Origin of the sequence: Geobacillus zalihae NBRC 101842 (genome assembly GCF_001544135.1) — a bacterium.
Classification (GTDB): Bacteria; Bacillota; Bacilli; order Bacillales; family Anoxybacillaceae; genus Geobacillus; species Geobacillus zalihae.
In genome coordinates this window covers 1-23,588 of the sequence record NZ_BCPV01000052.1, presented here as the reverse complement: position 1 = coordinate 23,588, position 23,588 = coordinate 1, and the positions used below count along the sequence as shown (strand labels likewise).

Genomic DNA, 23,588 nt, shown 5'->3' with positions numbered 1-23,588 from the left:
CGAGCGGCGGCGAGCCGGAGCTGGACAATGCGAAAAGCGCAGGCGAGCGGCTTCTTCCGACGGTTATCTAGTTTTGAAGGAATGAATTTCCTTCTTGACATTGTTTGTTTTTCAAGTATAATAAATGATGTCAAAATCCAACCGCTTGCCTAGTGGTTATGGCGGAGGGGAAACACCCGTTCCCATCCCGAACACGGAAGTTAAGCCCTCCAGCGCCGATGGTAGTTGGGGCCAGCGCCCCTGCAAGAGTAGGTCGCTGCTAGGCAGCTTCATTCACCAGGGAGTTTCGACACGCCTCATTCCCTTTTTCTTTTTAGGGGCGATTGCGCAACAGGGCGATCTGTCAGCGAGCCAAAAGGCTGCGCGGGATCGTCCTTTTTGTTTTTCCTTTTCTCCTATGCCTATTTTTCGTTTTGGAAGTGGCGGCAAGATGTTCGGATATGATACAATTTCAAAAGCAAGAGTGAAGATGATAAAAGGGGATAAGGTAGAACAAAATGAAAAAAATTGAAATTTTGGTGCATTCTCCGGAAGAAACGAAGTCGGTGGCCCGCCGGCTGGCGGAACATCTTGAGCCGGGAATGGTCATCGCATTAGAAGGTGATCTCGGGGCGGGAAAGACGACGTTTACGAAAGGTCTTGCTGAAGGGCTGGGCATTACGCAAACGGTCAATAGCCCGACGTTTACCATTATTAAGCAATATGATGGTCGGCTTCCGCTTTATCATATGGATGTATACCGACTTGAAGATGAATGGGAAGATCTTGGATTTGACGAATATTTTGCTGGCGATGGCGTCACGGTTGTTGAATGGGCGCATTTGATCGCCGGCCAGTTGCCTGAGGAACGGCTGACCGTTTTCTTGTTTCATCGTGGCGGCGATGAGCGGTTGCTTCACTTTGAGCCGTCGGGGGAGCGTTATGAACAGTTGTGCAAGGAGATTTTTCCGTCATGAAAGTATTGGGAATTGATACATCGAATATGCCGCTTGGCATTGCGTTGGTAGATGGTGATGTCGTGAAAGGGGAATTCATCACCAATGTGAAAAAAGACCATTCATCCCGGGCGATGCCAGCCATTGAGTTGTTGCTTCGACGATGTGACGTTGCTCCAAAAGATCTCGATTTAATCGTTGTAGCGAAAGGGCCGGGGTCGTATACCGGGGTGCGGATCGGCGTGACGATTGCGAAAACGCTTGCCTGGTCGCTCGGTATTCCGATCGCCGGAGTGTCGAGCCTTGAGGTGCTCGCCGCCAATGGCCGTTATTTTCCTGGGGTGATCGTTCCGCTGTTTGACGCACGGCGCGGACAAATTTACACCGGGCTTTATCGCTACGAAGGCGGTGCGCTCCGCTGTCTTGAGGAGGACCGGATTGTGGCGGCGGATGAGTGGGCGCGTCGGTTGAGCGAGCGGGAAGAGGATGTATTGTTCATTGGTGCGGATGCACCGCTATATCGTGATTTGTTTCGAAGTCATTTAGGCGAACGGGTTCACGTGGCCCCGCCGTCTTTGGCGTTGCCGCGTCCGAGCGAGTTGGTGATGCTAGGCAAACAAAAAGAGCGCGAGAACGCCCATGTGTTTGTGCCGAACTACCTCCGCCTTGCCGAGGCGGAGGCGAAATGGCTCGCGAAACAAAAAGGGGAACAGAACGATGGGGATCAATGTTCAATTTCGGCCAATGACCATTCATGACATTGATGAAGTCGTGCAAGTCGAGCGGGCATCGTTTACTTCGCCTTGGAGCCGTGAATCGTTTTACAACGAGCTCATGTACAACCGCTACGCCAAATATATCGTCATGGTGTACAACGGGCGGATCATCGGGTATGGTGGGATGTGGCTTGTCATCGATGAGGCGCATGTGACGAATGTAGCCGTGTTGCCGCAGTTTCGTGGGCAAAAGCTTGGTGAAGCGCTCATGCGGCGCTTGATGGACATGGCCAGGCAGCACGGGGCGGCGACGATGACGCTTGAGGTGCGCGTGTCCAATCATGTTGCCCAGTCGCTGTACCGAAAGCTAGGGTTTCGCAACGGAGGCATTCGCAAACGGTATTATCCGGATAACTTTGAAGACGCGTTAGTCATGTGGGTGAAGCTGAGATGAATGAGGACGTATATGTATTAGGCATTGAAACGAGCTGCGATGAAACGGCGGCAGCAGTCGTGAAAAACGGAAGAGAGGTTTTATCGAATGTAGTGGCGTCGCAAATGGAAAGCCATCGGCGGTTTGGCGGCGTCGTGCCGGAAATTGCTTCCCGCCATCATGTGGAGCAAATTACGCTCGTTATTGAAGAAGCGATGCAGCAGGCCGGCGTATCGTTTGCGGGCCTTGATGCGGTGGCGGTGACGGCCGGACCGGGGCTTGTCGGAGCGCTTCTTGTCGGGGTCAACGCGGCGAAAGCGTTAGCGTTTGCCCATGGATTGCCGCTTATTGGGGTGCATCATATCGCCGGTCATATTTACGCCAATCAATTAGTGGCTGAAATGAAGTTTCCGCTGTTGGCGCTCGTCGTTTCCGGTGGTCATACGGAACTCGTGTTCATGAAGGAGCATGGGAATTTTGCGGTGATCGGTGAAACGCGCGATGACGCTGCCGGTGAGGCGTATGACAAGGTGGCGCGGGCTTTAGGCCTTCCGTACCCAGGAGGACCGCACATCGACCGGCTGGCTCATGAGGGAGAGCCAGTGATTGATTTGCCGCGAGCGTGGCTTGAGGAAGGTTCGTATGATTTCAGCTTCAGCGGCTTAAAATCGGCGGTTCTCAATGCGCTCCACAACGCGAAGCAGCGCGGCGAGGAGATCGATCCGAGACAGATGGCCGCGAGCTTTCAGGCCAGCGTCGTCGATGTGCTGGTGACGAAAACGGTGCAGGCCGCCAAAGAATACCGCGTACGGCAAGTGCTGCTCGCCGGGGGGGTGGCGGCCAACCGCGGGCTGCGGGCTGCACTGCAGGATAAAATGAAAGAGCTCCCCGATGTGGAGCTTGTCATCCCGCCGTTATCGCTATGCACCGATAATGCTGCGATGATTGCCGTTGCGGGAACAGTGTTATATCAACAAGGAAAGCGGGCTGATTTGGCGCTCAACGCCAATCCAAGCTTGCCGCTTGTCTAGGCAGTTGGCTGAAACGCGAAAGACACCGAAGGGCGATCCGTTTGCGGCAGGCAAACGGATCGTCCTTTTTGTTTTCATGTGAAAAAAGTTTGTGTATATTTTTATCCACAAATCTGTGGACAATGTGGAAAAAGCGGTAAAACATGATCAACATAAGAAAAACAATACACAGCGATTTTTGTGCAAAAGGAAGATGTTTTTTGTGGATAATGTGGAAAAGTTGGTGAATAACTTATATTCCATGGTGGAAATTGTGGATTCTTTTGTGGATAATGTGACTAACTAAAGAACAACCCGCCGAAACTAGAGGCGGGTTGTCGGTTATAGTGAAGTATAAAGCTGTTCCCATTCGGCCAATAACGTTTCGACTCGCTGCTTCCGCTCGTCGTTTTCTTGCGTCAATCGTTGCATCGTCTCATAGTCGCCGTAAACGGATGGATCACAAAGTTTTTGCTCGATCTCAGCGATTTGTGCTTCAAGCGCTGCAATCTCGGCTTCGATTTCATCCAAGCGGCGTTGGCGCTGGCGCCGTCGTTTTTTTTCCTCTTTTTCTTGCTCGTATGTCGTTTTGGCAGAATCACTTGCCGTTTCTGTCGGGCGGACGTTCAGGAGCGCCAATTCGCGCATTTCTTCTTTTTTGGCGATGTAGTAATCATAGTCGCCTAAGTATTCCGTTAGGCCTCCGCTGGAAAGTTCAAACACCTTTGTTGCGATTCGGTTGATGAAATAGCGGTCGTGGGAAACGAACAAAATCGTTCCCGGGTAGTCGATGAGCGCTTGCTCGAGCACTTCTTTGCTGTCAAGGTCGAGATGGTTTGTCGGTTCGTCCAAAAGAAGGACATTTGCTTTTTGCAGCATCAGCTTGGCGAGCGAAAGGCGTGCTTTCTCCCCGCCGCTTAAAGCGGAGACCGGTTTTAAAACGTCATCGCCGGAAAACAGGAAGTTGCCGAGCACGGTGCGAATTTCTTTTTCCGTCTTTTCGGGGTAGGCGTCCCACAGCTCGTCAAGCACCCGTTTGTTCGATGACAAATCAGCTTGGTCTTGATCGTAATAGCCGATTTGGACGTTTGCGCCGTAGCGGAGCTCTCCTGTTTGGATAGGGAGTTTTCGGGCGATCGCCTTCAGCAATGTCGACTTGCCGATGCCGTTCGGCCCGACTAGGGCGACGCTTTCGCCGCGCGTGATGCGGAAGCTGATTTGGCGGATGATGGGTGCACCGTCGTCATAGCCAACGGCTATGTCTTCAGCGGTGAGCACTTCATAGCCGCTCGGTCGATCGATCGAGAACGAAAAGGAGGCTGATTTTTCATCGCCGACAGGCCGTTCGAGCCGTTCTATTTTTTCCAGTTGCTTTCGCCGGCTTTGCGCCCGTTTGGCCGTCGAGGCACGTGCGATGTTGCGCTGGATGAAGTCTTGGAGTCGGGCGATTTCTTCTTGCTGTTTCTCGTACCGTCTTAACTCTTGTTCGTATTGCTCGGCCCGCAACTCCAAATAGCGGCTGTAGTTGCCGGCATAGTGTTTGAGCGTGGCATTCGACAGTTCGTATACGTCGGTGACGATTTTGTCTAAAAAGTAGCGGTCGTGGGAAACAACCAGGACGGCACCGGGATAGGCTTGCAAGTACTGCTCCAGCCAGGCAAGCGTCTCAAGATCCAAATGGTTCGTCGGCTCGTCCAAAATCAATAAATCCGGCTTGGACAACAGCAATTTCCCAAGGGCAAGCCGCGTCCGCTGTCCGCCGCTTAACGACGAGACCGGCGTAGTTTTATAATCATATGAGGAAAACTGCAGCCCGTGCAAAACGGAGCGGATGTCGGCTTCGTATTGGTAGCCGCCTTGTTCTTTGTATTGTTCTTGCAGCTCGTCATACATTTTCAGCGTTTTTTCATAGCGAGCGGGATCGGCGAGTACGTCCGGGTCGCCGAGTTGCATGCTGAGTTCGGCGAGCTGTTTTTCGAGTCCTAGAAGCGGGGTGAATACCTCAAGCATTTCGTCCCAAATGGAACGCGGCGAGTCGAGCCCGCTGTTTTGCGCCAAATAGCCGATTTTGATATGGTTTGGTTTGATGATTTTGCCGCTGTCGAAAGAGAGTTCACCGGCGATGATTTTCAACAATGTCGATTTTCCCGCTCCGTTGCGGCCGACAAGGGCGATTCGGTCGCGGGACTGTATTTCTAGTTTTATATTCGATAAAATAAGGTCAGCGCCGAAATATTTCGTGAGCCCGTGCACTTGCAAAATGATCATGTCCGTCACCTCGCGAATAGTTTAACGCAAGTCGCGAAAACGGTCAAAGACGAATGATGAAAAATCGTGTATAGTGTATAAATGGAGGAGATTGTATTGTCATCGTTCACTCATTTCAATGAACAAGGGCGCGCGAAAATGGTTGATATTACGCACAAAGAAGATACTGTGCGAGTGGCTGTGGCGCAAACGAGCGTGACTGTCAGCCGGGAAATTTACGAAAAAATGACGAGCAATGCGATCGAGAAAGGGGATGTGCTCGCCGTCGCTCAAGTGGCGGGGGTGATGGCGGCGAAGAAGACAGCTGACCTTATTCCAATGTGTCACCCGCTTATGTTAAAGGGTGTGGACATTGCTTTTGCTTGGGAAAACGATGGAGAAGCGCATAAGCTCGTCATCACGGCAACGGTGAAAACGAAAGGGAGCACAGGAGTGGAAATGGAAGCGCTGACGGCCGCTTCGGTCTGTGCGTTGACAGTGTACGATATGTGCAAGGCGCTTGATAAAGGAATGGTCATCGGTCCGACGTATTTGGTCGAAAAAACGGGCGGGAAGTCTGGCCATTACCGACGGAAAACCGATTAGCTAGGGGATGAGATCATGAGCAACGAACAACCGAAAATTCCGCAGGCAACCGCCAAACGGCTGCCGCTTTACTATCGGTTTTTGAAAAACTTGCACGCTTCCGGCAAGCAACGCGTCTCCTCTGCCGAGTTGAGCGAGGCGGTGAAAGTCGATCCGGCGACGATCCGCCGTGATTTCTCCTATTTTGGCGCGCTTGGCAAAAAGGGATACGGGTATAATGTCAATTATTTGTTGTCGTTTTTCCGCCGGACGCTTGAAGAGGATGAGGTGACCGAAGTCGCCTTGTTTGGCGTCGGCAATTTAGGCACCGCCTTTTTAAACTATAATTTTTCGAAAAACAACAATACGAAAATCGTGATGGCGTTTGATGTCGATGAGCGGAAAGTAGGGACGACAGTCGGCGGGGTGCCGGTCTATCATCTCGATGAGTTGGAGGAGCGGCTTCACGAAAACATCCCGGTCGCCATTTTAACCGTGCCGGCCGCCGCGGCTCAAGCGCTGACCGACCGCCTTGTCGCGCAAGGAATTAAAGGCATTTTAAACTTTACTCCGGCGCGGTTGAACGTGCCGAACCATATTCGCGTCCATCATATCGATTTAGCCATTGAGCTGCAGTCGCTCGTCTATTTTTTGAAAAACTATCCATCGCCATCGTAAAAAGGAGAGAACAACACATGAAATATTTGTTGCTCGTTGCTGTGATTTTGTTGCTGTTTGGCACGAAAAAGCTGCCGGAGTTGGGGCGGTCGTTCGGCCAGTCGCTTCGCGAGTTTAAAGACGCCACAAAAGGGCTCGCTGATGACGAAGAAACGAAAACCGACCGATGACAAGGCAGGATGGGGAAACAATGAATGACAAAGAAATGTCGGTGTATGAGCATCTGGGTGAACTGCGAAAACGGCTCATCATCGTGCTCATCTTTTTTGCTGCGGCGCTTGTCGTTAGTTTCTTTTTTGTCGATGATGTCATTTTGTATTTGCAGCGAACGGCCGAGGCGAAGCATTTGACCATGAACGCCTTCCGCCTCACCGATCCGATTAAAGTGTATTTTCAGTTTGCCTTTGTCATCGCGGCTGTACTGTCGGCTCCGGTGCTGTTGTATCAAATTTGGGCGTTTGTCAGCCCCGGTCTGTATGAAAAAGAGCGGAAAGTGACGTTAAGCTATATCCCGGCGTCGATCGTTCTTTTTTTAGCAGGCGTCAGCTTCGCTTATTTCGTCTTGTTTCCGTTTGTCGTTCGATTTATGAGCCAGCTGGCTGACCAACTAGGGGTTCAACAAATGATCGGCATTAATGAATATTTTCAGTTTTTGCTTCAGCTCGTGCTGCCGTTTGGCATCGTGTTTCAGCTGCCGATCGTCGTGTTGTTTTTCACCCGCTTAGGGCTTATTACGCCGCAGCTTCTTGTTCGCATCCGCAAGTATGCGTATTTGGCGCTGCTTATTTTAGCGGCGGTCATTACGCCGCCGGATGTGCTGTCGCAAGTGATCGTCATGATTCCGCTCACCATTTTGTATGAAGGAAGCATTTGGGTGGCGCGCATCGGCTATCGGAAAGCGCAGCGAGCAGCCGAGGAGGAAGGCAATGAGTGAGGCGGGACGAAAAACATTGAGAGGAAAGCGAGCAAGGCCGGGCCAAACGAAGGGGCCGTCTCAAAAGCCGCAACACAGGACTTTGAGGCCGGCCTCTTGTTTTTTGTTTCCATTTTCACGATATGATCGCCGTCATGAGACTGATGTTCTGGTCCCTTCCCGTCCGAATCACGGGAAGGGGTCAGCGTTTTGAGGCGAAAAGAAGGCGAAGGGCGGTGCCGAAATCAAAGGCAGCGAGCGCCGCTAAAGCGATGGTGGAGACGTTCCAAACCGTTTCATGAGCACTTTCGATGGCCAAATACGTAAACATTGAGCCTAAGACGAAATACGGAAGCGAAAACAGCTGAGGGTTTCGCATCATAGCCAAACCCTCCAAACGGCGAGCGGCAGCTCGGACTGGCGCATCATGTTCTCAATCTCGTCGGCCAACAGCGTCTGCATGGCGACGACGAACGTATTCATGGCGACATGGGCGAAAATCGGCACGAAAATGCGTCCGGTTTTCGCGTATAAAAACGCGAATACCATCCCCATGGACGTGTACAAAAGCAAATGCTCCGGCTCCATATGGACAAGGGCAAACAAGAGCGAACTGACAAGCGCAGCAAGCCAAAAGTTGTATTTTTCATAAAGCGAGCCGAAAATGATTTTGCGGAAGATAATCTCCTCCAAAATCGGGCCGATGACGGAGGTGACGACGATAAGCAGCGGCGTCAGGCGGATGATATCGATGATTTGCCTTGTATTTTCCGACCCTGGTTTGATGCCGAGCAACCGCCATTCGATGTTGGCGGCGATGCTTTGCGCCGTGAGCGCCAAAAAGACGCCCAAGACCGCCCACATCCACGAGGAACCAAGCGGCAGCCGCCGCATCATTCGTTCGTTGCGGTCACCGCGGAGCAGCCATAGGATAATGACAAAAGCGAGCAGGAAACTAATGATCGCCCAATACCCGGAAGCCAGTTTGGCGGCTTCGAGGCGGCTTTCCGTTCCTTGGCCGACGCCGAGGGCGCGAAGAAGCGGCACGCCGACAAAGGCGGACAGCTGCATGACGATATACGTGATGATGACGTACCAGTGGTTGCGTTTCAAACCCTCTACCCCTTTTATTTCAAATTATATCCGTATTGTAGCACATGTATGGCGAAAATAGTAAGAAAACTGCATCCTCGCATCCCACCTCACCGCCGTAAAAAAATTAACCGGAGCCGTTTATCAGTCCGAGGAATGTGAAATAATGAAAATGAGCTCCGCGCGGATGGGGAGTAGAGGCAAAACAACCGGCTCCTTTTGCTCTTTCTTCTTTAGGAGAGAAAAACAGTTATTTTTTTGCATTTCCTACTTGCAAAACGGAAAGAAGTTCATTAATATTATAAGTGTGTTAGCACTCGATAGTGATGAGTGCTAATAAGAACGGCGAAAACTATCGTTAAGGAGGTCGTTTCCCGTGTTGAAGCCATTAGGCGATCGCATTGTCATTGAAGTCGTGGAAACAGAAGAAAAAACGGCTAGCGGCATTGTGCTGCCGGATACGGCGAAAGAAAAACCGCAAGAAGGCCGCGTTGTCGCTGTCGGTGCAGGCCGCGTGCTCGATAACGGCCAACGCATCGCGCCGGAAGTCGAAGTTGGCGACCGCATTATCTTCTCGAAATATGCGGGCACAGAAGTGAAATACGACGGCAAAGAATACTTAATTTTGCGCGAAAGCGATATTTTGGCTGTCATCCGCTAATATATGCGTTCATCACATAAACATTCCGAAAACATACTGGGTACTTAATCGGATACTTAACTTGTGGCACGCAGTCCAACAATTTCATAAGGAGGTAACGGGGTATGGCAAAACAAATCAAGTTCAGCGAAGAAGCGCGCCGTGCGATGTTGCGCGGGGTGGACAAACTTGCAGACGCAGTGAAAGTCACATTAGGTCCGAAAGGCCGCAACGTCGTATTGGAGAAAAAATTCGGTTCGCCGCTCATCACGAATGACGGGGTAACAATCGCGAAAGAAATCGAACTCGAAGACCCGTTTGAAAACATGGGCGCGAAATTGGTCGCTGAAGTCGCCAGCAAAACGAACGACATCGCTGGGGACGGTACAACAACCGCTACGGTATTGGCTCAAGCGATGATCCGCGAAGGCTTGAAAAACGTGGCTGCTGGTGCCAATCCGATGGGCATCCGCCGCGGGATTGAAAAAGCGGTTGCGGTTGCTGTTGAAGAATTAAAAGCCATCTCCAAACCGATCAAAGGGAAAGAGTCGATCGCCCAAGTGGCTGCGATTTCGGCTGCTGACGAAGAAGTCGGTCAATTGATCGCTGAAGCAATGGAACGCGTCGGCAACGATGGCGTCATCACGCTCGAAGAATCGAAAGGCTTCACGACGGAACTCGACGTTGTCGAAGGGATGCAATTCGACCGCGGTTACGTTTCGCCGTACATGATTACGGATACAGAAAAAATGGAAGCCGTTCTCGAAAATCCGTACATCTTGATTACGGACAAAAAAGTATCGAGCATCCAAGAACTGTTGCCTGTTCTTGAGCAAGTCGTGCAACAAGGCCGTCCGCTCTTGATCATCGCTGAAGATGTCGAAGGCGAAGCATTGGCAACGCTTGTTGTCAACAAACTGCGCGGCACGTTCAATGCGGTAGCTGTCAAAGCGCCTGGCTTCGGTGACCGCCGCAAAGCGATGCTCGAAGACATCGCGATTTTAACGGGCGGTGAAGTCATCTCCGAAGAGCTCGGCCGCGAACTGAAATCGACCACGATCGCTTCGCTCGGCCGTGCGTCGAAAGTTGTTGTTACGAAAGAAACGACGACGATCGTCGAAGGCGCTGGCGATTCGGATCGCATCAAAGCGCGCATCAACCAAATCCGTGCGCAGCTTGAAGAAACGACTTCGGAATTCGACCGCGAAAAACTGCAAGAACGCTTGGCGAAACTCGCTGGCGGCGTAGCGGTCATCAAAGTGGGCGCAGCGACAGAAACGGAATTGAAAGAACGCAAACTGCGCATCGAAGACGCGCTCAACTCGACTCGTGCGGCTGTTGAAGAAGGCATTGTCGCTGGCGGCGGTACGGCATTGATGAATGTCTACAGCAAAGTCGCGGCCATCGAAGCGGAAGGCGATGAAGCAACCGGCGTGAAAATCGTCTTGCGCGCAATCGAAGAACCGGTTCGTCAAATCGCGCAAAACGCTGGTCTGGAAGGCTCGATCATCGTTGAGCGCCTGAAAAACGAAAAACCGGGCATCGGCTTCAACGCGGCAACAGGTGAATGGGTCGACATGATCGAAGCTGGCATCGTGGACCCGACGAAAGTCACTCGTTCGGCGCTGCAAAACGCTGCCTCTGTCGCCGCCATGGTCTTGACGACAGAAGCGGTCGTTGCCGACAAACCGGAAGAAAACAAAGGCAACAACAACATGCCAGACATGGGCGGCATGATGTAATCTCGCCGCAAAAGCCTTGGAGCACCGGGGGAGTTCCCCGGTGTTCTTTTTCTTTTTGACTATATATGCCTCAGCCAGGTGTTCTTACAGCCGCTGATCGGGTGAAGGGCAGCTGTTGTTTCTCCCTCATATCGCTATTCTATTGCACCTTTTCCTCCGCTGTGCTAGTTATCGCACCTCAATGAAAAACGCATAAATCGCATCCCCTTTTTTCCAAGAGGCGTGAATGGCATAAATGTATGCCCCTTTCTTTTCCGGAAGAGTAATGATTCCGTTTTGCACCGGGCGCCAGTCGGCATCTCCGCCGTTCCATACACCCGCTTCGATCGTCAACGGGCGGTCGTCAAATTGGAGGTGTAATTTTGCCCCAGGGGCAACCGGATGGGGATTCATGTTTTTCACGAGCAGCGGCGGGGCGGCAGCGTCGGCCACGACTCCGCGGCCGCCTGTTGACCATGTATATGTTCCGAGGCGGTGGTCGATTGTCTCTCCGTCGACGGCCAATCGTAAGTCAGGCGGTTGGATGTCGCCCGATTGGCAACCGGACAGCCATACAGCGATGAGGAGCCATAGCCATCTATTTTTCATGTCGTTTCCCCCTTTCTCAGTTAGACGTTTTGCCTGCTCATTTGTTTCATTGTCGATTGTGATTTTGGGTAAAATTAGAAATGGAAAGGCGATATCCAAAGGAGGAGAATGGAATGAACGTGCGGATTGAACGCGATTCGCTCGGTGAGGTGCAGGTGCCGGCTGATAAGTACTGGGGGGCGCAGACGGAGCGAAGCCGGCAAAACTTTCACATCGGCACGGAAACAATGCCGTTGGAATTGATCTATGCGTATGCCGAGCTGAAAAAAGCGGCGGCCATCGTCAACCACCGAGCCGGGAAGTTGAGCGAAGCGAAGCAGCGGGCAATTGTCGCCGCGTGCGAGGAAATTTTGGCGGGCCAATGGGATGAGCATTTCCCGCTCGTCGTCTGGCAGACGGGAAGCGGGACGCAGACGAACATGAACGTCAATGAAGTCGTGGCGAGACGGGCGAGCGAGCTGCTGGATGAGGGGGAAGGGCGCATTCACCCGAACGATGATGTGAACATGTCGCAAAGCTCGAACGACACATTCCCAACTGTGATGCATATCGCGATCTTCACGAAGATCCAAACGCACCTCCTGCCAGCGCTTGATGGCTTGATCGGGACATTCGCGACCAAAGAACGCCAATATGGGAAGACGATCAAAATCGGGCGCACCCACTTGCAAGACGCGACGCCGCTCACATTTGGGCAGGAGATTTCCGGTTGGCGGGCGATGCTTGAGAAAAGCAAGGCGATGATCATGGAGGCGAGTGAGAAGCTGCTTGATTTGGCGATCGGCGGCACGGCGGTTGGCACCGGAATCAATGCGCCGCCGGGATTTGGCGAGCAAGTGGCCGAGCAGCTAAAAACGCAGACGGGCTATCCGTTCCGTTCGTCAACCAATAAATTCCATGCGCTGACAAGCCATGATGAGATCGTGTATGTCCACGGAGCGTTGAAAGCGCTCGCCGCCGATTTGATGAAAATCGCCAACGATATCCGCTGGCTGGCGAGCGGGCCGCGCTCCGGGCTCGGGGAGATCACGATTCCAGCCAATGAACCCGGAAGCTCGATCATGCCGGGGAAAGTGAATCCAACGCAAAGCGAAGCGATGACGATGGTCGCTGTGCAAGTGTTCGGCAATGACGCCACGATCGGCTTTGCGGCGAGCCAAGGCAACTTCCAATTAAATGTGTTCAAGCCGGTCATCGCCTATAACGCCATTCAGTCCGTGCAGCTACTCGGCGATGTGATCCGCTCGTTTGATGAACGGTGCGCCCAAGGGCTGGAGGCGAACGAAGCGAAAATGAAAGAATACGTGGACCGCTCACTCATGCTCGTGACGGCGTTGAGCCCGCGTATCGGCTACGACCGGGCGGCGGAAATCGCGAAGCTCGCCCATCGCGAAGGGTTGACGCTCAAGGAAGCGGCATTGAAAACCGGGTATGTGACAGCTGAGCAGTACGAAGAATGGGTGAGGCCGGAGAAGATGATTTAGCGGCACAAAACGACGGGTAGATCAGCCGTGAGCGAATAGGCGGGCCAAAAACGCTCATCCCGATTCAAGGGATGAGCGTTTTTCCATTGAGACAGCCTCCTGCCGCCAGCTGGCTGCTTTGCACCGGGCAAATGTTAAGCAAACAGGCGAATGAGTTCATTAATCGACAAGACGGCAAACAGCGCCAGACAAAGAACGAGCAGCGCATTCGAGAGCCAATGGTTGCGCCCTTCGTCCGGAAGCGCTTTTTTCGAATTGAGCAAATAAAGAAGCGTCACAGCCAAAAATGGCATAAACAGCGCGCCGAGCGCCCCGTAGGCGATGATGAGTCCGACCGGCTTGCCGATGAAATGCAAGAGCATCGGCGGGAAGGTGAGCCAAAAGACGTAGAAGCGGAACGCTTTTGACTGGTTGAGCGATTCGGCGCCAACCGGCGTTTTCCGCATGTTGCGAACAAAATCGGCGAACAAATACGAAACGCCGTTCCAAACGCCGATGACCGATGTAAATGACGCCGACCAAAAGCCGAGCAAAAAGAGCCAACGGGCAGCCGGGTGCAGCTCGTTGCCCATGATCGAAGCGAATGACACAAGCCCCTGCTCGCCGCTGATCGTCGTGTCAGTGCCGTACAACAAGGCGGCCCCAAGCACGAGAAGCGACAACGTAAAGATGGCGGTGACAATATAAGCGACAGCGGAATCATAGCGCATCGGCGATACGTAAGCTCGCCCTTTCCAGCCGTTTTCCTGCAGCCAATATCCGTATGACGCCATGGTGATAGAGCCGCCGACGCCGCCGATCAGCCCGAGAGCATACAAAAGCGACCCTTTCGGCAAATCCGGAACGGCCGTTTTCCAAAGATCATCGAGCTGCGGCAGGACAAGAAGCGCCGAGCCGACCACGGTAATGAACATGAGCCCGACGAGCACATTCATGACCCGCTCAAACAATTGGAATCGGCCGGACCAAGTAATCGCAAAGCCAGCCACCCCATGGATGACGGCCCACGCCCAAAGCGGAATGGACGGGATCATCGCTGACATCGCCAAGGCGCACGATGACGTACCGGCCGCGCCGTATACGAATCCCCAAATAATGGCGTACACGCCAAAATAGATTGAGGCCCATTTCCCCATTGACTGCCAGCCTTCGAAAATGGTTTTGCCGCTGAGCAAATGCCAACGGCCGATCCCTTCATTCAACACAAACTTGAACAATGCACCGACGATGATCGCCCACATAAAGACAAGGCCGTAGTTCGTTCCGGCGACAAGAGCGGCCACCAAATCCCCGGCCCCGACTCCGGTCGCTGCGACGATCAGCCCCGGGCCGATCATCGTCCACTTCGATTTCCCCATTTTTCTCTTCCCCCTTGTTGCAAATGGATTCCAAAAGTTCAGTATATTCGATATTATAGTAATAGTATAAACTGCGCCTTGTCTACCGCTGAAAGACCCATTCATTACTATAAAAGGAGTTTGATGTCATGGCGATTTACGAGCCGCTGCTTCCCCCTTTTGAAAAGGTGGTCCGCAACATTGAGCAAGTCATCGTCGGAAAACGCGACGTCATCATCCTCAGCTTAACAGCGTTATTGGCCAAAGGCCATGTGCTGCTCGAGGATGTGCCCGGCGTCGGCAAGACGATGTTGGTGCGTGCGCTGGCGAAATCGTTCAACGTGGAGCTCAAGCGCATTCAGTTTACGCCGGATTTGCTGCCGAGCGATGTGATCGGCGTTTCCGTCTATAATCCAAAAGAACGGCAGTTTGAGTACAAGCCCGGCCCGATTGTCGCTCATATTGTGTTGGCTGATGAGATTAACCGGACGTCGCCGAAAACGCAGTCGGCGCTGCTTGAGGCGATGGAAGAAGGAAGTGTGACGGTGGATGGTGTCACCCGGGTGTTGCCGCAGCCGTTTTTGGTGATGGCGACGCAAAATCCGATTGAGTATGAAGGAACGTACCCGCTCCCCGAGGCCCAGCTTGACCGGTTTTTGTTGAAATTGCACATGGGCTATCCGTCCCCTGACGAGGAAATCGAAATGTTAAACCGTCTAGAAAAGACGGCACCGCTGGCGGAGATCGGCCCGGTGATGTCGCTTGATGAATTGCTTGCGTTGCAACGAAAGGTAGCCGACGTGCATGTGAGCGATACCGTGAAACGATATATCGTCGATCTTATCCAGCAAAGCCGTCAGCATGAAGCGGTCTATTTAGGCGTCAGCCCGCGCGGGTCCGTCGCTTTGATGAAGGCGGCGCAAGCGTACGCGTTCATCCATGGCCGCGATTTTGTCATCCCCGATGATGTGCAGCACCTTGCTCCCTATGTGCTGGCTCATCGCCTGCTTATTCGCCCGGAAGCGAAATGGGACAAGCTTGATGCTGAAATGGTCGTCAGTCAGCTTGTTTCCCGTACGCCGGTGCCGGTGCAAGGGCGGAGATAAAAGCGATGAACGCGAAGCGAATGAAGAAGGGGAGGCGTTGGCTCCCGCTTATTGGATTGTTGCTGTTGACCGCAATCTTGTTTTCCTACGCCATGTTTCAAGGTGGATTTGTCAGCTGGTTTTTGTTTTACAGCTTTTTGCCGTTTGGACTGCATGCGTTTGCCGTCGCCTTGTATCCGCTCAGACGCGCTGCGGTGATTCGAACCGTGCCGGCGCGGCGCTACCATGCGGGTGAATCGATTCCGGTGATGGTTCGTATCGAGTTGCCGTGGGCGGTTCCGCTGGCGGCGCTTGCTGTTGCTGAGGAAGGGTGGAAGCACGGAGGAGAGATGATTGCGATTGCTTGGCCGTTTCGCCGCCATCTTTCTTGTACATGGCCGCTTTCCTTGCCGCGCGGCCGTCATCAATTGGAAGCTGTTCGCTTGGAAGCGCGCGATGTCTTTGGCTGGGTGAACAAAACGGCATCGTTTTATGCCCCGTGCACGGTCATCGTCTATCCACGTTATATCGAATGGCCGCCTGAGATGGTGCGCGAATGGTTTGCCCAAGGAAAAGCTGCGCGCACGCTTGCCTATCGCCGCGATATGGCCGTGGCGGCCGGCGCCCGTGAATACGTGCCTGGGGACAAAATGTCGTGGGTGCATTGGAAGGCGTCAGCGCGCAGACAGGAACTGATGACCAAAGAGTTTGATGAACAGCGCAATGACGATTGGATCGTTGTGCTCGACGGCGCCGCGTCTCCATGGTTTGAGGAGCTTGTCACGTTAGCGGCTTCCGTATCGAAGGCGTTGATAGATGAAGGGGTGCCGGTCGGGATGCTCGTTGCTGGAAAAGAGCGTTCTTTCTTAGCGCCGCGCCGCCATGACGGACAGTGGCAGTCGATTCTTCTCCGGTTGGCGGAAGTGGACGTCGGCGGCCAAGAGCCGCTCGCGCATGTTTTAGCTGAGGAGGCGAACTGGAGGACGGCTGCTGGTTGCATCATTGTGACGTCCGCGTTGTCCGCCCAGTTGGCCGGGCAGCTGCGAGCAATGGCGCCAAAACGCCATATTGTTCTGTATGTTGTCAACCGTGAATGGGGAGAGGATGAGCGGAATTGGGCGGACAGGCTTCGCCGCAGCGGAGTGTACGTATCGCGCATTGACCCGCAGGCGTTGCAAACCGTCCGGCAAGGAGGAGGAGACGGATGAGACCGTTAGGGGCAAACATGTTATCTACCGTGCTGTCTAACGCCCTAGCCGCTTGGCTGCTCACGGAATGGCTTTGGCCGTTAGAGGCCGTCACCGATACAGCGCATATAGGCGTGTTTGTATCATTTGTCGCCCTTTGTTTCGGACTTCATTTGCTCCGTGTTCCCATATGGCTTTCCGCGCTCGGGAAAATGGTTTATATATGGTGGGCGCTTTCTCGTCTATTTTCTTTTGCTTCGATCGCCGCTTTGCCTCATGCGCTTTGGCGGGATAGCACCGTCTGGTTGTTGGGCGACCGGTCTTCTATGCCGGGTGATGCGCTGCGCACCTTTGTCTTTTTTCTGCTGTTATGGGCCGTTTCGTTCCTGTTGCATTGGCTTATTGTACGGCGGAATCGGTGGTTTGTCCCATACGCGTTGACAGTTGGGTATATCGCTGTGCTTGATACGTTTCTGCCATATAGCGGCAACGGGGCGATCCTTCGTCTTGTTGCGCTCGGCTTTTTTGCCTTCGTTTGGCTCCAGGGCGAAGAGCTGCAGGCAAAAGCGCCGTCTTTTCGCATCGGAACGTGGCGGGCGGCCGCTCTATTCATTCCTGCCGTCGCTCTTGCGGTTGGGTATGCGGGTCCGAAGCTGCCGCCGCAATGGCCGGATCCGGTGGCGTTTATCCGCAGCTATCACGCCCAGCCGGAAGAAACGAACGATGACTCACCTTCTCCTGGTGTGGCAAAAGTGGGATATGGGCAAAATGATTCCCGCCTCGGCGGGCCGTTTATTGCTGATGATGCCGTCGTTTTCATTGCCAAAGACCAAGGCCGTCATTATTGGCGCGTCGAAACGAAAGACATTTACACGGGAAAAGGGTGGGAAGCGTTTCAAAGCGAACAAGTCCAGTCGTTTGGAAACGGTGAGCTGATTAGGTATGAATGGTGGAGCGACAAAGTCAAGACGGTCGAGCAGACGGCGGAAATCACCCGCCAAGACCAGGCGTTTCATCTCGTCTATCCGCTCGGCTTGCAACAGGTGCAAACGTCTGACCATATCGTCTACCGCATGCATATGGCGACGGAAAAAATTTATACGAGCGATCAAAACGCCAACGCGCTTCCGATCCGTCAGTATATGCTGACGTATATGGAGCCAGATTTTCCGATTGAGGCATTGCGCGCCGCGCCTCCTGTCCAAGACCCGCCCTTTTTGAAACGTTATACGCAATTGCCAGAGACGCTTCCGCAGCGGGTTCGCGAGTTGGCGAAGCAAATTACTGATGGAAAAGAAACCGTGTACGACAAGGTAAAAGCGATCGAGCAATACTTCCATCTGAACGGATACACGTACGAAACGACGGACGTCGCTGTTCCCGGGCCTGATCAAGATTACGTCGACCAGTTTTTATTTGAGACGAAGCAAGGGTATTGCGACAATTTTTCCACCTCGATGGCGGTGCTCGTCCGCACACTGGGCATTCCAGCGCGCTGGGTGAAAGGGTACACATCCGGACGGTTGGTTGGGGAACAAGACGGGCAATCGGTTTATGAAGTGCGCAACAACGACGCCCATTCATGGGTCGAAGTGTATTTTGAAGGCATCGGCTGGGTGCCATTTGAACCGACGCAAGGGTTTGTCAATCCATATGCGTTCTCGCTTGCCGCTTCGAATCCAGAGGAGCCAGAACCACAGCTGCAGCCGGAAGAACGGGAAACGCCGCGTGTGCCGCTCGATCAATTACTTGAGCAACCTTCGACGGCACAGGGGGAGCATTGGTGGGAGAAGCTGGCGGATGTTTGGTCGTGGAAAATGGGGTTGACCACGCTGGTCGTGTTGGCCGTGTTGGGCGGAGCGGCCTATGCGACAAGGCGGAAATGGTGGCCGCGCTTTACGCTGTTTCGGTTCCGCCGCCGGAAACTCGATGGGGCCGCCTGGCTCATTTCTGCGTACGGGGCGCTTCTTCGCCATTTGCAAGATTATGGACTTAAGCGTCGGCCGCATGAAACGCTGCGTCAATACGCCGCCGAAGTGGATCGCCTGTTTGAAACAGATGAAATGAATCGGTTGACGAAACTATATGAACGCGCCGTATACGGAACGGGAATCAAGGAAGCCAATGTCCGTGAAGCGGTGGAATTGTGGGAAAATTTAATAAAAAGGACGATCTCTTGACCGTATGCTGGCAAGTTGATAGAATGAACTCAAATTTGCATACGGATAGACGAAAGCCCTTCATATAAGCGCAAGAATATGGCTTGCGCGTCTCTACCGGGCCGCCGTAAACGGCCCGACTATGAAGGCAGAAGACGCTGCTATTCTGCCTTCATCCATGTTTTGGGCAATGGCAGCGTTATTTTTTTGACGGGGTGGAAAACATGAACCAAGAAATGATCGTCGTCTTGGACTTTGGCAGTCAATATAACCAGCTGATTACCCGCCGCATCCGAGAGTTTGGTGTCTACAGCGAACTGCATCCGCACACGATCCGTGCTGAGGAAATTCGTGCGCTGAACGCCAAAGGAATCATTTTCTCGGGCGGTCCAAACAGCGTGTATGATGAACGAGCGTTTACATGCGACCCAGCGATTTTTGAGCTGGGGCTGCCGATTTTAGGGATTTGCTACGGGATGCAGCTGATGGCGCACCATTTAGGAGGTAAGGTGGAAAAAGCGACGCACCGTGAATACGGCAAAGCGCTCATCCAAGTGAAAAACGATTCTTTGCTTTTTCATGGTTTGCCGGACGAGCAAGTCGTTTGGATGAGCCACGGCGATTTGGTGACCGCTCCGCCGGCTGGTTTCGCTGTCGATGCGACGAGCCCTTCGTGCCCGATTGCTGCGATGAGTGACGAACGGCGAAAATGGTATGGAGTGCAATTCCATCCAGAAGTGCGCCACTCGGTATACGGCAATGATCTATTGAAGAAATTTGTCTTTGAGGTATGCGGCTGCCGGGGCGACTGGACGATGGAAAACTTTATTGATGAGCAGGTGCGCCGCATCCGTGAACAAGTGGGCGGAAAAAAAGTGCTGTGCGCCTTAAGCGGCGGAGTCGATTCGTCGGTTGCTGCCGTTTTGGTGCACCGCGCCATTGGCGATCAACTTACTTGTATTTTCGTCGACCATGGCCTTTTGCGCAAAGGTGAAGCCGAAAGCGTCATGAAGACGTTCCGTGAGCAATTCCAGATGAACGTCATCAAAGTCGATGCGAAAGACCGCTTTTTGGCGAAACTCAAAGGGGTTACGGACCCGGAACAAAAGCGGAAAATCATCGGCAACGAGTTTATTTACGTATTTGACGACGAGGCGGCCAAGCTTGAAGGCATTGAATTTTTGGTGCAAGGGACGCTCTATACCGACATTATCGAAAGCGGCACGGCGACGGCGCAAACGATCAAATCGCATCATAATGTCGGCGGTTTGCCGGAAGATATGAAATTCGAACTGATCGAACCGCTCAATACGCTGTTTAAAGACGAAGTGCGTGCACTCGGCACGCAACTAGGAATCCCAGACGAAATCGTCTGGCGGCAGCCGTTCCCGGGGCCAGGGCTTGGCATCCGTGTTCTTGGAGAAGTGACGGAAGAAAAATTGGAAATCGTTCGCGAATCAGACGCCATTTTGCGCGAAGAAGTGAAAAAAGCGGGGTTGGACCGCGAAATTTGGCAATACTTTACCGTCCTTCCCGACATTCGCAGCGTTGGGGTGATGGGGGATGCCCGCACGTACGATTATACGGTGGCCATCCGCGCGGTGACCTCGATCGACGGGATGACCGCCGATTGGGCCCGCATCCCGTGGGATGTGCTCGAGCGGATTTCAACGCGCATCGTCAATGAGGTGCCGCATGTCAACCGCGTCGTCTACGATATTACAAGCAAGCCTCCGGCAACGATCGAGTGGGAATAAAAACGAACAAAAGACGGACATTTCCAAAGAAATGTTCGTCTTTTTTCTTGACAGGTCATCTTCAGGCTGATACAATAGCCGTGGAATCATGAATATTGTTGAATTCCGTCGTATAATCCCGGGAATATGGCTCGGGAGTTTCTACCAAGCTACCGTAAATAGCTTGACTACGAGGGATGCGGGATCGGAGAGTGCTTGTTTGTCCTCTCTCTGTTCGTCATTCCTTCCTAGTCAACGCTTCTGGTAGCTGCTAGAAGCGTTTTTTATTTTATGTATAGGAGGGGGCAGACGTGAGAAAGTACTTCCAGTTTGATGAGCTCGGCACGAACTATCGAACGGAGATTATCGCCGGGCTGACGACGTTTTTGTCGATGGCGTACATTTTGTTCGTCAACCCATTTACCTTGTCGTTAGGGGCTGTGAAAGATTTTCCTGATGAACTGCGCATTGACCAAGGCGCCGTGTTTGTCGCCACGGCTTTGGCAGCGGCGTACGGATCGATTTTGATGGGAGTGTTGGCCCGCTATCCAATCGCCTTGGCGCCTGGGATGGGGCTGAATGCCTTTTTCGCCTTCACCGTCGTGCTGCATATGGGCATTCCGTGGCAAACAGCGCTGGCAGGGGTGTTTGTTTCCGGCATCATTTTTACGATTTTATCGCTCACCGGCATTCGGGAAAAAATTATCGATGCCATTCCCGTTGAACTGAAATATGCAGTCAGCGCCGGAATTGGCCTGTTCATCACGTTCATCGGCTTGCAAAACGCTGGAATTATTGTCGATAACAAAGCAACGCTCGTTGGATTAAGTTCATTGAAAGACGGCAATACACTGTTGGCCATTTTTGGATTGTTCATTACTGTTGTTTTGATGGTAAGAAAAGTAAACGGCGGCGTCTTTTACGGCATGGTCATTACCGCGATTGTCGGCATGATTTTCGGATTGATCAAAGTGCCGCATCAAATTGTCGGCGCTATTCCGGATATTTCGCCAACCTTCGGTGTAGCGATCAAGCATTTGCCGGACATTTTCTCGTGGAAAATGCTCGGCGTTGTCTTAACGTTCTTTATTGTCGACTTTTTCGATGCGACAGGGACGCTTCTAGCTGTCGCCAACCAAGCCGGACTGCTGAAAAACAACAAACTGCCGCGCGCCGGCAAAGCGCTGCTTGTCGATGCGACAGCAGTGATGGTGGGGGCGGTGTTTGGCACATCGACGACGACATCGTACATCGAATCGTCAGCCGGCGTCGCCGCCGGAGGACGCTCTGGGTTTTCGGCCGTTGTGACGGGGATTTTGTTCTTGCTGGCGTTGTTCTTCTCGCCGCTCCTGAGCGTCATTACCGCACCGGTCACCGCACCAGCGCTCATCATCGTCGGGGTGTTGATGGCTTCGTCGATCGGCGAAATTGACTGGAAAAAGTTCGAAGTCGCCGTGCCGGCGTTCTTCACGCTCATCACGATGCCACTTTCCTACAGCATCGCCACTGGGATTGCCGTTGGATTCATCTTCTACCCGATCACGATGATTTTAAAAGGCCGCGGCAAAGATGTTCATCCGCTGTTGTATGTGCTATTTGTCGTCTTTATCTGCTACTTCGTCTTTTTGCGGGAATAGAGAGGATCGGAGGACTGTTCCTAAGGCGGGTTTGCCGTCATGGGAACAGTCTTTTTTTATTTGCCAAGAAGGGATTGGCGGACGACTGGCGTGTTTAGGTTGATATGCTATAATGAGAAAAATGATGAAAGGGGAATGAACGATGTTTATCCATCGCTTAGAGGAACATTCATGGCTAAAGTTGCTCACAATGGAAGATGCGGAATCGCTTTTTGCGTTGATTGACTCCTGCCGCCCGCATTTGCGTCAATGGCTCCCATGGGTGGATTCAACCCAAACAGCAGCGGATTCGAAGACGTTTATCTTTCAAGGATTGCAGAAGTTTGCTGCTGGCAATGGTTTTGAGGCAGGAATTTGGCATCGTGGCCAATTGGCTGGTGTGATCGGAATTCATTATATGGATCGAGCGAATCGAAAAACGAGCATTGGCTATTGGCTTGGCGAATCGTTTCAAGGAATGGGGCTGATGACGAAAGCGTGCAAGGCGTGCATCGACTATTTGTTCGTTGAGCAGGGGATGAATCGTGTCGAAATCCGCTGTGCAACAGAAAATCGCCGGAGCAGAGCGATTCCTGAACGGCTGGGATTTACGAATGAAGGGACGATTCGAGATGCGGAGTGGCTTTACGATCATTTTGTCGACCATGTTGTGTACGGGATGTTAGCGAGAGAATGGAAGAAATGTGAATAAGGGAGTTTGGGGCCGAAAGAAAAAACTTGAAGTGTGAGTAAAATATTTGTGGGTGACATTTCGAAATGATCCCCGACGAGGGTTGCGAACTTTTGTTCGCGACGCTCGTCGGGGCCACCAAGCGAAGCGCGGTAGAACAAGCAAAGATCATGCAAAAAGGACTCTCTCCCTGCTATGATGGTGATTGTCAACATCAACCGAAAACAGGAGGGAGAGAGTCCATGACCTGAATCCGTGACAGAAGTGTATCAAAAATGTTGGAAAACCCAATCACGCCAAAGTATCAACTCAATTCCGAATATTCACCTATTAGGTGAAGAACCCTGAGCACAATATTTGTTGATTTATCAAGTTGTCTTGGCAGTTTGAACGCGTCTTTATCACGGATTCAGGCATGAAACATCTTACCACATAATGGACTTTATGGAAAGATTTGGATGATCAATTGTTGAGAACTCTTCAAAAGGTGTTCGCTGTCTTGTTGGCGGCCCTTTTGGAGGAGATCGATCAACAACTGGCGGAAGCGCGGGACAAGCGCCGGTATCAGCTGAAAGACAAACGGCCGACTACGATCCAAACGCTGTTTGGGGAAGTGACGTTCCGACGGAACTACTACTATGATCGACAAACGGGGGCGTATACGTTCTTGCTGGATGCCGAACTGGGCTTTGATGGAGCGCAGTCGATCAGCCC

Annotated in this window: 23 protein-coding genes, 1 rRNA gene and 2 riboswitches; of the genes, 19 read left to right on the top strand and 5 right to left on the bottom strand. The window is 52.6% G+C overall.

Features of this window, described 5'->3' with window-relative positions:
• Positions 1-148 precede the first annotated feature (148 nt).
• The 5 genes from rrf to tsaD all read left to right on the top strand — a co-directional run bounded on the left by rrf (position 149) and on the right by tsaD (position 3,115).
• A 5S ribosomal RNA gene (gene rrf / locus GZ1_RS13250) occupies positions 149-265 on the top strand.
• A 232-nt stretch (positions 266-497) separates the two neighbouring features.
• Entirely contained in the window at positions 498-956 is a 459-nt protein-coding gene (gene tsaE / locus GZ1_RS13245; RefSeq protein WP_015373794.1) for a tRNA (adenosine(37)-N6)-threonylcarbamoyltransferase complex ATPase subunit type 1 TsaE, read from the top strand.
• The gene (tsaB, locus tag GZ1_RS13240) at positions 953-1,693 is read left to right on the top strand and encodes a tRNA (adenosine(37)-N6)-threonylcarbamoyltransferase complex dimerization subunit type 1 TsaB (protein WP_011229746.1); all 741 of its coding nucleotides are present in this window, start codon (positions 953-955) and stop codon (positions 1,691-1,693) included. The genes tsaE and tsaB overlap by 4 nt, the downstream gene beginning before the upstream one ends.
• The gene (rimI, locus tag GZ1_RS13235) at positions 1,653-2,105 is read left to right on the top strand and encodes a ribosomal protein S18-alanine N-acetyltransferase (protein WP_011229747.1); all 453 of its coding nucleotides are present in this window, start codon (positions 1,653-1,655) and stop codon (positions 2,103-2,105) included. Before tsaB ends, rimI begins: the two co-directional genes overlap by 41 nt.
• Positions 2,102-3,115, top strand: a complete 1,014-nt coding sequence (gene tsaD / locus GZ1_RS13230) for a tRNA (adenosine(37)-N6)-threonylcarbamoyltransferase complex transferase subunit TsaD (RefSeq protein WP_013144049.1) — start codon at positions 2,102-2,104, stop codon at positions 3,113-3,115. Before rimI ends, tsaD begins: the two co-directional genes overlap by 4 nt.
• A 321-nt stretch (positions 3,116-3,436) precedes the next feature.
• On the opposite strand, the gene GZ1_RS13220 is transcribed toward tsaD, so the two are convergent.
• A complete protein-coding gene (locus tag GZ1_RS13220) occupies positions 3,437-5,362 on the bottom strand; it encodes an ABC-F family ATP-binding cassette domain-containing protein (RefSeq protein WP_015373796.1) in 1,926 nt (641 codons plus the stop codon).
• 96 nt (positions 5,363-5,458) lie between these two features.
• Between GZ1_RS13220 and moaC the strand changes: the two genes are divergently transcribed.
• Genes moaC through tatC form a run of 4 tightly spaced genes read left to right on the top strand, consistent with a single transcriptional unit; the run spans position 5,459 to position 7,538 of the window.
• Entirely contained in the window at positions 5,459-5,947 is a 489-nt protein-coding gene (moaC, locus tag GZ1_RS13215; RefSeq protein WP_011229750.1) for a cyclic pyranopterin monophosphate synthase MoaC, read from the top strand.
• A 15-nt stretch (positions 5,948-5,962) separates the two neighbouring features.
• On the top strand, positions 5,963-6,604 hold the full coding sequence (locus tag GZ1_RS13210) for a redox-sensing transcriptional repressor Rex (protein ID WP_013144051.1): 642 nt from the start codon (positions 5,963-5,965) through the stop codon (positions 6,602-6,604).
• Between the two features lie 17 nt (positions 6,605-6,621).
• Positions 6,622-6,774: a twin-arginine translocase TatA/TatE family subunit gene (gene tatA, locus GZ1_RS13205; RefSeq protein WP_013144052.1), complete on the top strand. Its 153-nt coding sequence runs from the start codon at positions 6,622-6,624 to the stop codon at positions 6,772-6,774.
• A gap of 20 nt (positions 6,775-6,794) precedes the next feature.
• The gene (gene tatC / locus GZ1_RS13200) at positions 6,795-7,538 is read left to right on the top strand and encodes a twin-arginine translocase subunit TatC (RefSeq protein WP_013144053.1); all 744 of its coding nucleotides are present in this window, start codon (positions 6,795-6,797) and stop codon (positions 7,536-7,538) included.
• A gap of 181 nt (positions 7,539-7,719) precedes the next feature.
• On the opposite strand, the gene GZ1_RS13195 is transcribed toward tatC, so the two are convergent.
• Both GZ1_RS13195 and GZ1_RS13190 read right to left on the bottom strand, forming a co-directional pair.
• Complete coding sequence (locus tag GZ1_RS13195) at positions 7,720-7,899, bottom strand: YdiK family protein (protein ID WP_013144055.1); 180 nt, start codon at positions 7,897-7,899, stop codon at positions 7,720-7,722.
• The gene (locus GZ1_RS13190; protein ID WP_015373797.1) at positions 7,896-8,630 is read right to left on the bottom strand and encodes a CPBP family intramembrane glutamic endopeptidase; all 735 of its coding nucleotides are present in this window, start codon (positions 8,628-8,630) and stop codon (positions 7,896-7,898) included. Before GZ1_RS13190 ends, GZ1_RS13195 begins: the two co-directional genes overlap by 4 nt.
• Positions 8,631-8,985: 355 nt before the next feature.
• Here GZ1_RS13190 and groES point away from each other — a divergent pair, with 355 nt between their 5' ends.
• Positions 8,986-9,270 carry a co-chaperone GroES gene (groES, locus tag GZ1_RS13185; protein WP_013144057.1) on the top strand — a complete coding sequence of 95 codons (285 nt, stop codon included), beginning with the start codon at positions 8,986-8,988 and terminating at the stop codon, positions 9,268-9,270.
• A 104-nt stretch (positions 9,271-9,374) separates the two neighbouring features.
• On the top strand, positions 9,375-10,991 hold the full coding sequence (gene groL / locus GZ1_RS13180) for a chaperonin GroEL (protein ID WP_020754869.1): 1,617 nt from the start codon (positions 9,375-9,377) through the stop codon (positions 10,989-10,991).
• Between the two features lie 168 nt (positions 10,992-11,159).
• On the opposite strand, the gene GZ1_RS13175 is transcribed toward groL, so the two are convergent.
• A complete protein-coding gene (locus GZ1_RS13175; RefSeq protein ID WP_015373799.1) occupies positions 11,160-11,579 on the bottom strand; it encodes a hypothetical protein in 420 nt (139 codons plus the stop codon).
• Positions 11,580-11,692: 113 nt separating this feature from the next.
• Here GZ1_RS13175 and fumC point away from each other — a divergent pair, with 113 nt between their 5' ends.
• Positions 11,693-13,063, top strand: a complete 1,371-nt coding sequence (gene fumC, locus GZ1_RS13170) for a class II fumarate hydratase (protein ID WP_015373800.1) — start codon at positions 11,693-11,695, stop codon at positions 13,061-13,063.
• Between the two features lie 134 nt (positions 13,064-13,197).
• On the opposite strand, the gene GZ1_RS13165 is transcribed toward fumC, so the two are convergent.
• On the bottom strand, positions 13,198-14,421 hold the full coding sequence (locus GZ1_RS13165; protein WP_060788655.1) for an Nramp family divalent metal transporter: 1,224 nt from the start codon (positions 14,419-14,421) through the stop codon (positions 13,198-13,200).
• 128 nt (positions 14,422-14,549) lie between these two features.
• Between GZ1_RS13165 and GZ1_RS13160 the strand changes: the two genes are divergently transcribed.
• The 7 genes from GZ1_RS13160 to GZ1_RS13130 form a co-directional block, all read left to right on the top strand.
• Complete coding sequence (locus GZ1_RS13160) at positions 14,550-15,506, top strand: AAA family ATPase (RefSeq protein WP_060788654.1); 957 nt, start codon at positions 14,550-14,552, stop codon at positions 15,504-15,506.
• 5 nt (positions 15,507-15,511) lie between these two features.
• Entirely contained in the window at positions 15,512-16,693 is a 1,182-nt protein-coding gene (locus tag GZ1_RS13155; protein ID WP_020754864.1) for a DUF58 domain-containing protein, read from the top strand.
• The gene (locus GZ1_RS13150; RefSeq protein WP_060788653.1) at positions 16,690-18,852 is read left to right on the top strand and encodes a transglutaminase TgpA family protein; all 2,163 of its coding nucleotides are present in this window, start codon (positions 16,690-16,692) and stop codon (positions 18,850-18,852) included. Before GZ1_RS13155 ends, GZ1_RS13150 begins: the two co-directional genes overlap by 4 nt.
• Before the next feature lie 40 nt (positions 18,853-18,892).
• Positions 18,893-18,994: riboswitch (purine riboswitch) on the top strand.
• A 61-nt stretch (positions 18,995-19,055) separates the two neighbouring features.
• Positions 19,056-20,588, top strand: a complete 1,533-nt coding sequence (guaA, locus tag GZ1_RS13145) for a glutamine-hydrolyzing GMP synthase (RefSeq protein ID WP_015373805.1) — start codon at positions 19,056-19,058, stop codon at positions 20,586-20,588.
• Positions 20,589-20,676: 88 nt separating this feature from the next.
• A riboswitch (purine riboswitch) is annotated at positions 20,677-20,778 on the top strand.
• 100 nt (positions 20,779-20,878) lie between these two features.
• Positions 20,879-22,204, top strand: a complete 1,326-nt coding sequence (locus GZ1_RS13140) for an NCS2 family permease (RefSeq protein WP_011229764.1) — start codon at positions 20,879-20,881, stop codon at positions 22,202-22,204.
• A gap of 142 nt (positions 22,205-22,346) precedes the next feature.
• Positions 22,347-22,895, top strand: coding sequence for a GNAT family N-acetyltransferase (locus tag GZ1_RS13135; RefSeq protein WP_060788652.1), 549 nt, complete (start codon positions 22,347-22,349; stop codon positions 22,893-22,895).
• A gap of 433 nt (positions 22,896-23,328) precedes the next feature.
• A partial coding sequence (locus GZ1_RS13130) for a UPF0236 family transposase-like protein (RefSeq protein WP_255211295.1) occupies positions 23,329-23,588 on the top strand: 260 nt, incomplete at its 3' end.

Excerpts from the sequence above, each read along its gene's own strand:
- tsaE (WP_015373794.1), top strand. The coding sequence starts at position 498 with ATGAAAAAAATTGAAATTTTGGTGCATTCTCCGGAAGAAACGAAGTCG.
- tsaB (WP_011229746.1), top strand. The coding sequence starts at position 953 with ATGAAAGTATTGGGAATTGATACATCGAATATGCCGCTTGGCATTGCG.
- rimI (WP_011229747.1), top strand. The coding sequence starts at position 1,653 with ATGGGGATCAATGTTCAATTTCGGCCAATGACCATTCATGACATTGAT.
- tsaD (WP_013144049.1), top strand. The coding sequence starts at position 2,102 with ATGAATGAGGACGTATATGTATTAGGCATTGAAACGAGCTGCGATGAA.
- GZ1_RS13220 (WP_015373796.1), bottom strand. The coding sequence starts at position 5,362 with ATGATCATTTTGCAAGTGCACGGGCTCACGAAATATTTCGGCGCTGAC.
- GZ1_RS13210 (WP_013144051.1), top strand. The coding sequence starts at position 5,963 with ATGAGCAACGAACAACCGAAAATTCCGCAGGCAACCGCCAAACGGCTG.
- tatA (WP_013144052.1), top strand. The coding sequence starts at position 6,622 with ATGAAATATTTGTTGCTCGTTGCTGTGATTTTGTTGCTGTTTGGCACG.
- tatC (WP_013144053.1), top strand. The coding sequence starts at position 6,795 with ATGAATGACAAAGAAATGTCGGTGTATGAGCATCTGGGTGAACTGCGA.
- GZ1_RS13195 (WP_013144055.1), bottom strand. The coding sequence starts at position 7,899 with ATGATGCGAAACCCTCAGCTGTTTTCGCTTCCGTATTTCGTCTTAGGC.
- groL (WP_020754869.1), top strand. The coding sequence starts at position 9,375 with ATGGCAAAACAAATCAAGTTCAGCGAAGAAGCGCGCCGTGCGATGTTG.
- GZ1_RS13175 (WP_015373799.1), bottom strand. The coding sequence starts at position 11,579 with ATGAAAAATAGATGGCTATGGCTCCTCATCGCTGTATGGCTGTCCGGT.
- fumC (WP_015373800.1), top strand. The coding sequence starts at position 11,693 with ATGAACGTGCGGATTGAACGCGATTCGCTCGGTGAGGTGCAGGTGCCG.
- GZ1_RS13165 (WP_060788655.1), bottom strand. The coding sequence starts at position 14,421 with ATGGGGAAATCGAAGTGGACGATGATCGGCCCGGGGCTGATCGTCGCA.
- GZ1_RS13160 (WP_060788654.1), top strand. The coding sequence starts at position 14,550 with ATGGCGATTTACGAGCCGCTGCTTCCCCCTTTTGAAAAGGTGGTCCGC.
- GZ1_RS13155 (WP_020754864.1), top strand. The coding sequence starts at position 15,512 with ATGAACGCGAAGCGAATGAAGAAGGGGAGGCGTTGGCTCCCGCTTATT.
- GZ1_RS13150 (WP_060788653.1), top strand. The coding sequence starts at position 16,690 with ATGAGACCGTTAGGGGCAAACATGTTATCTACCGTGCTGTCTAACGCC.
- guaA (WP_015373805.1), top strand. The coding sequence starts at position 19,056 with ATGAACCAAGAAATGATCGTCGTCTTGGACTTTGGCAGTCAATATAAC.
- GZ1_RS13135 (WP_060788652.1), top strand. The coding sequence starts at position 22,347 with ATGTTTATCCATCGCTTAGAGGAACATTCATGGCTAAAGTTGCTCACA.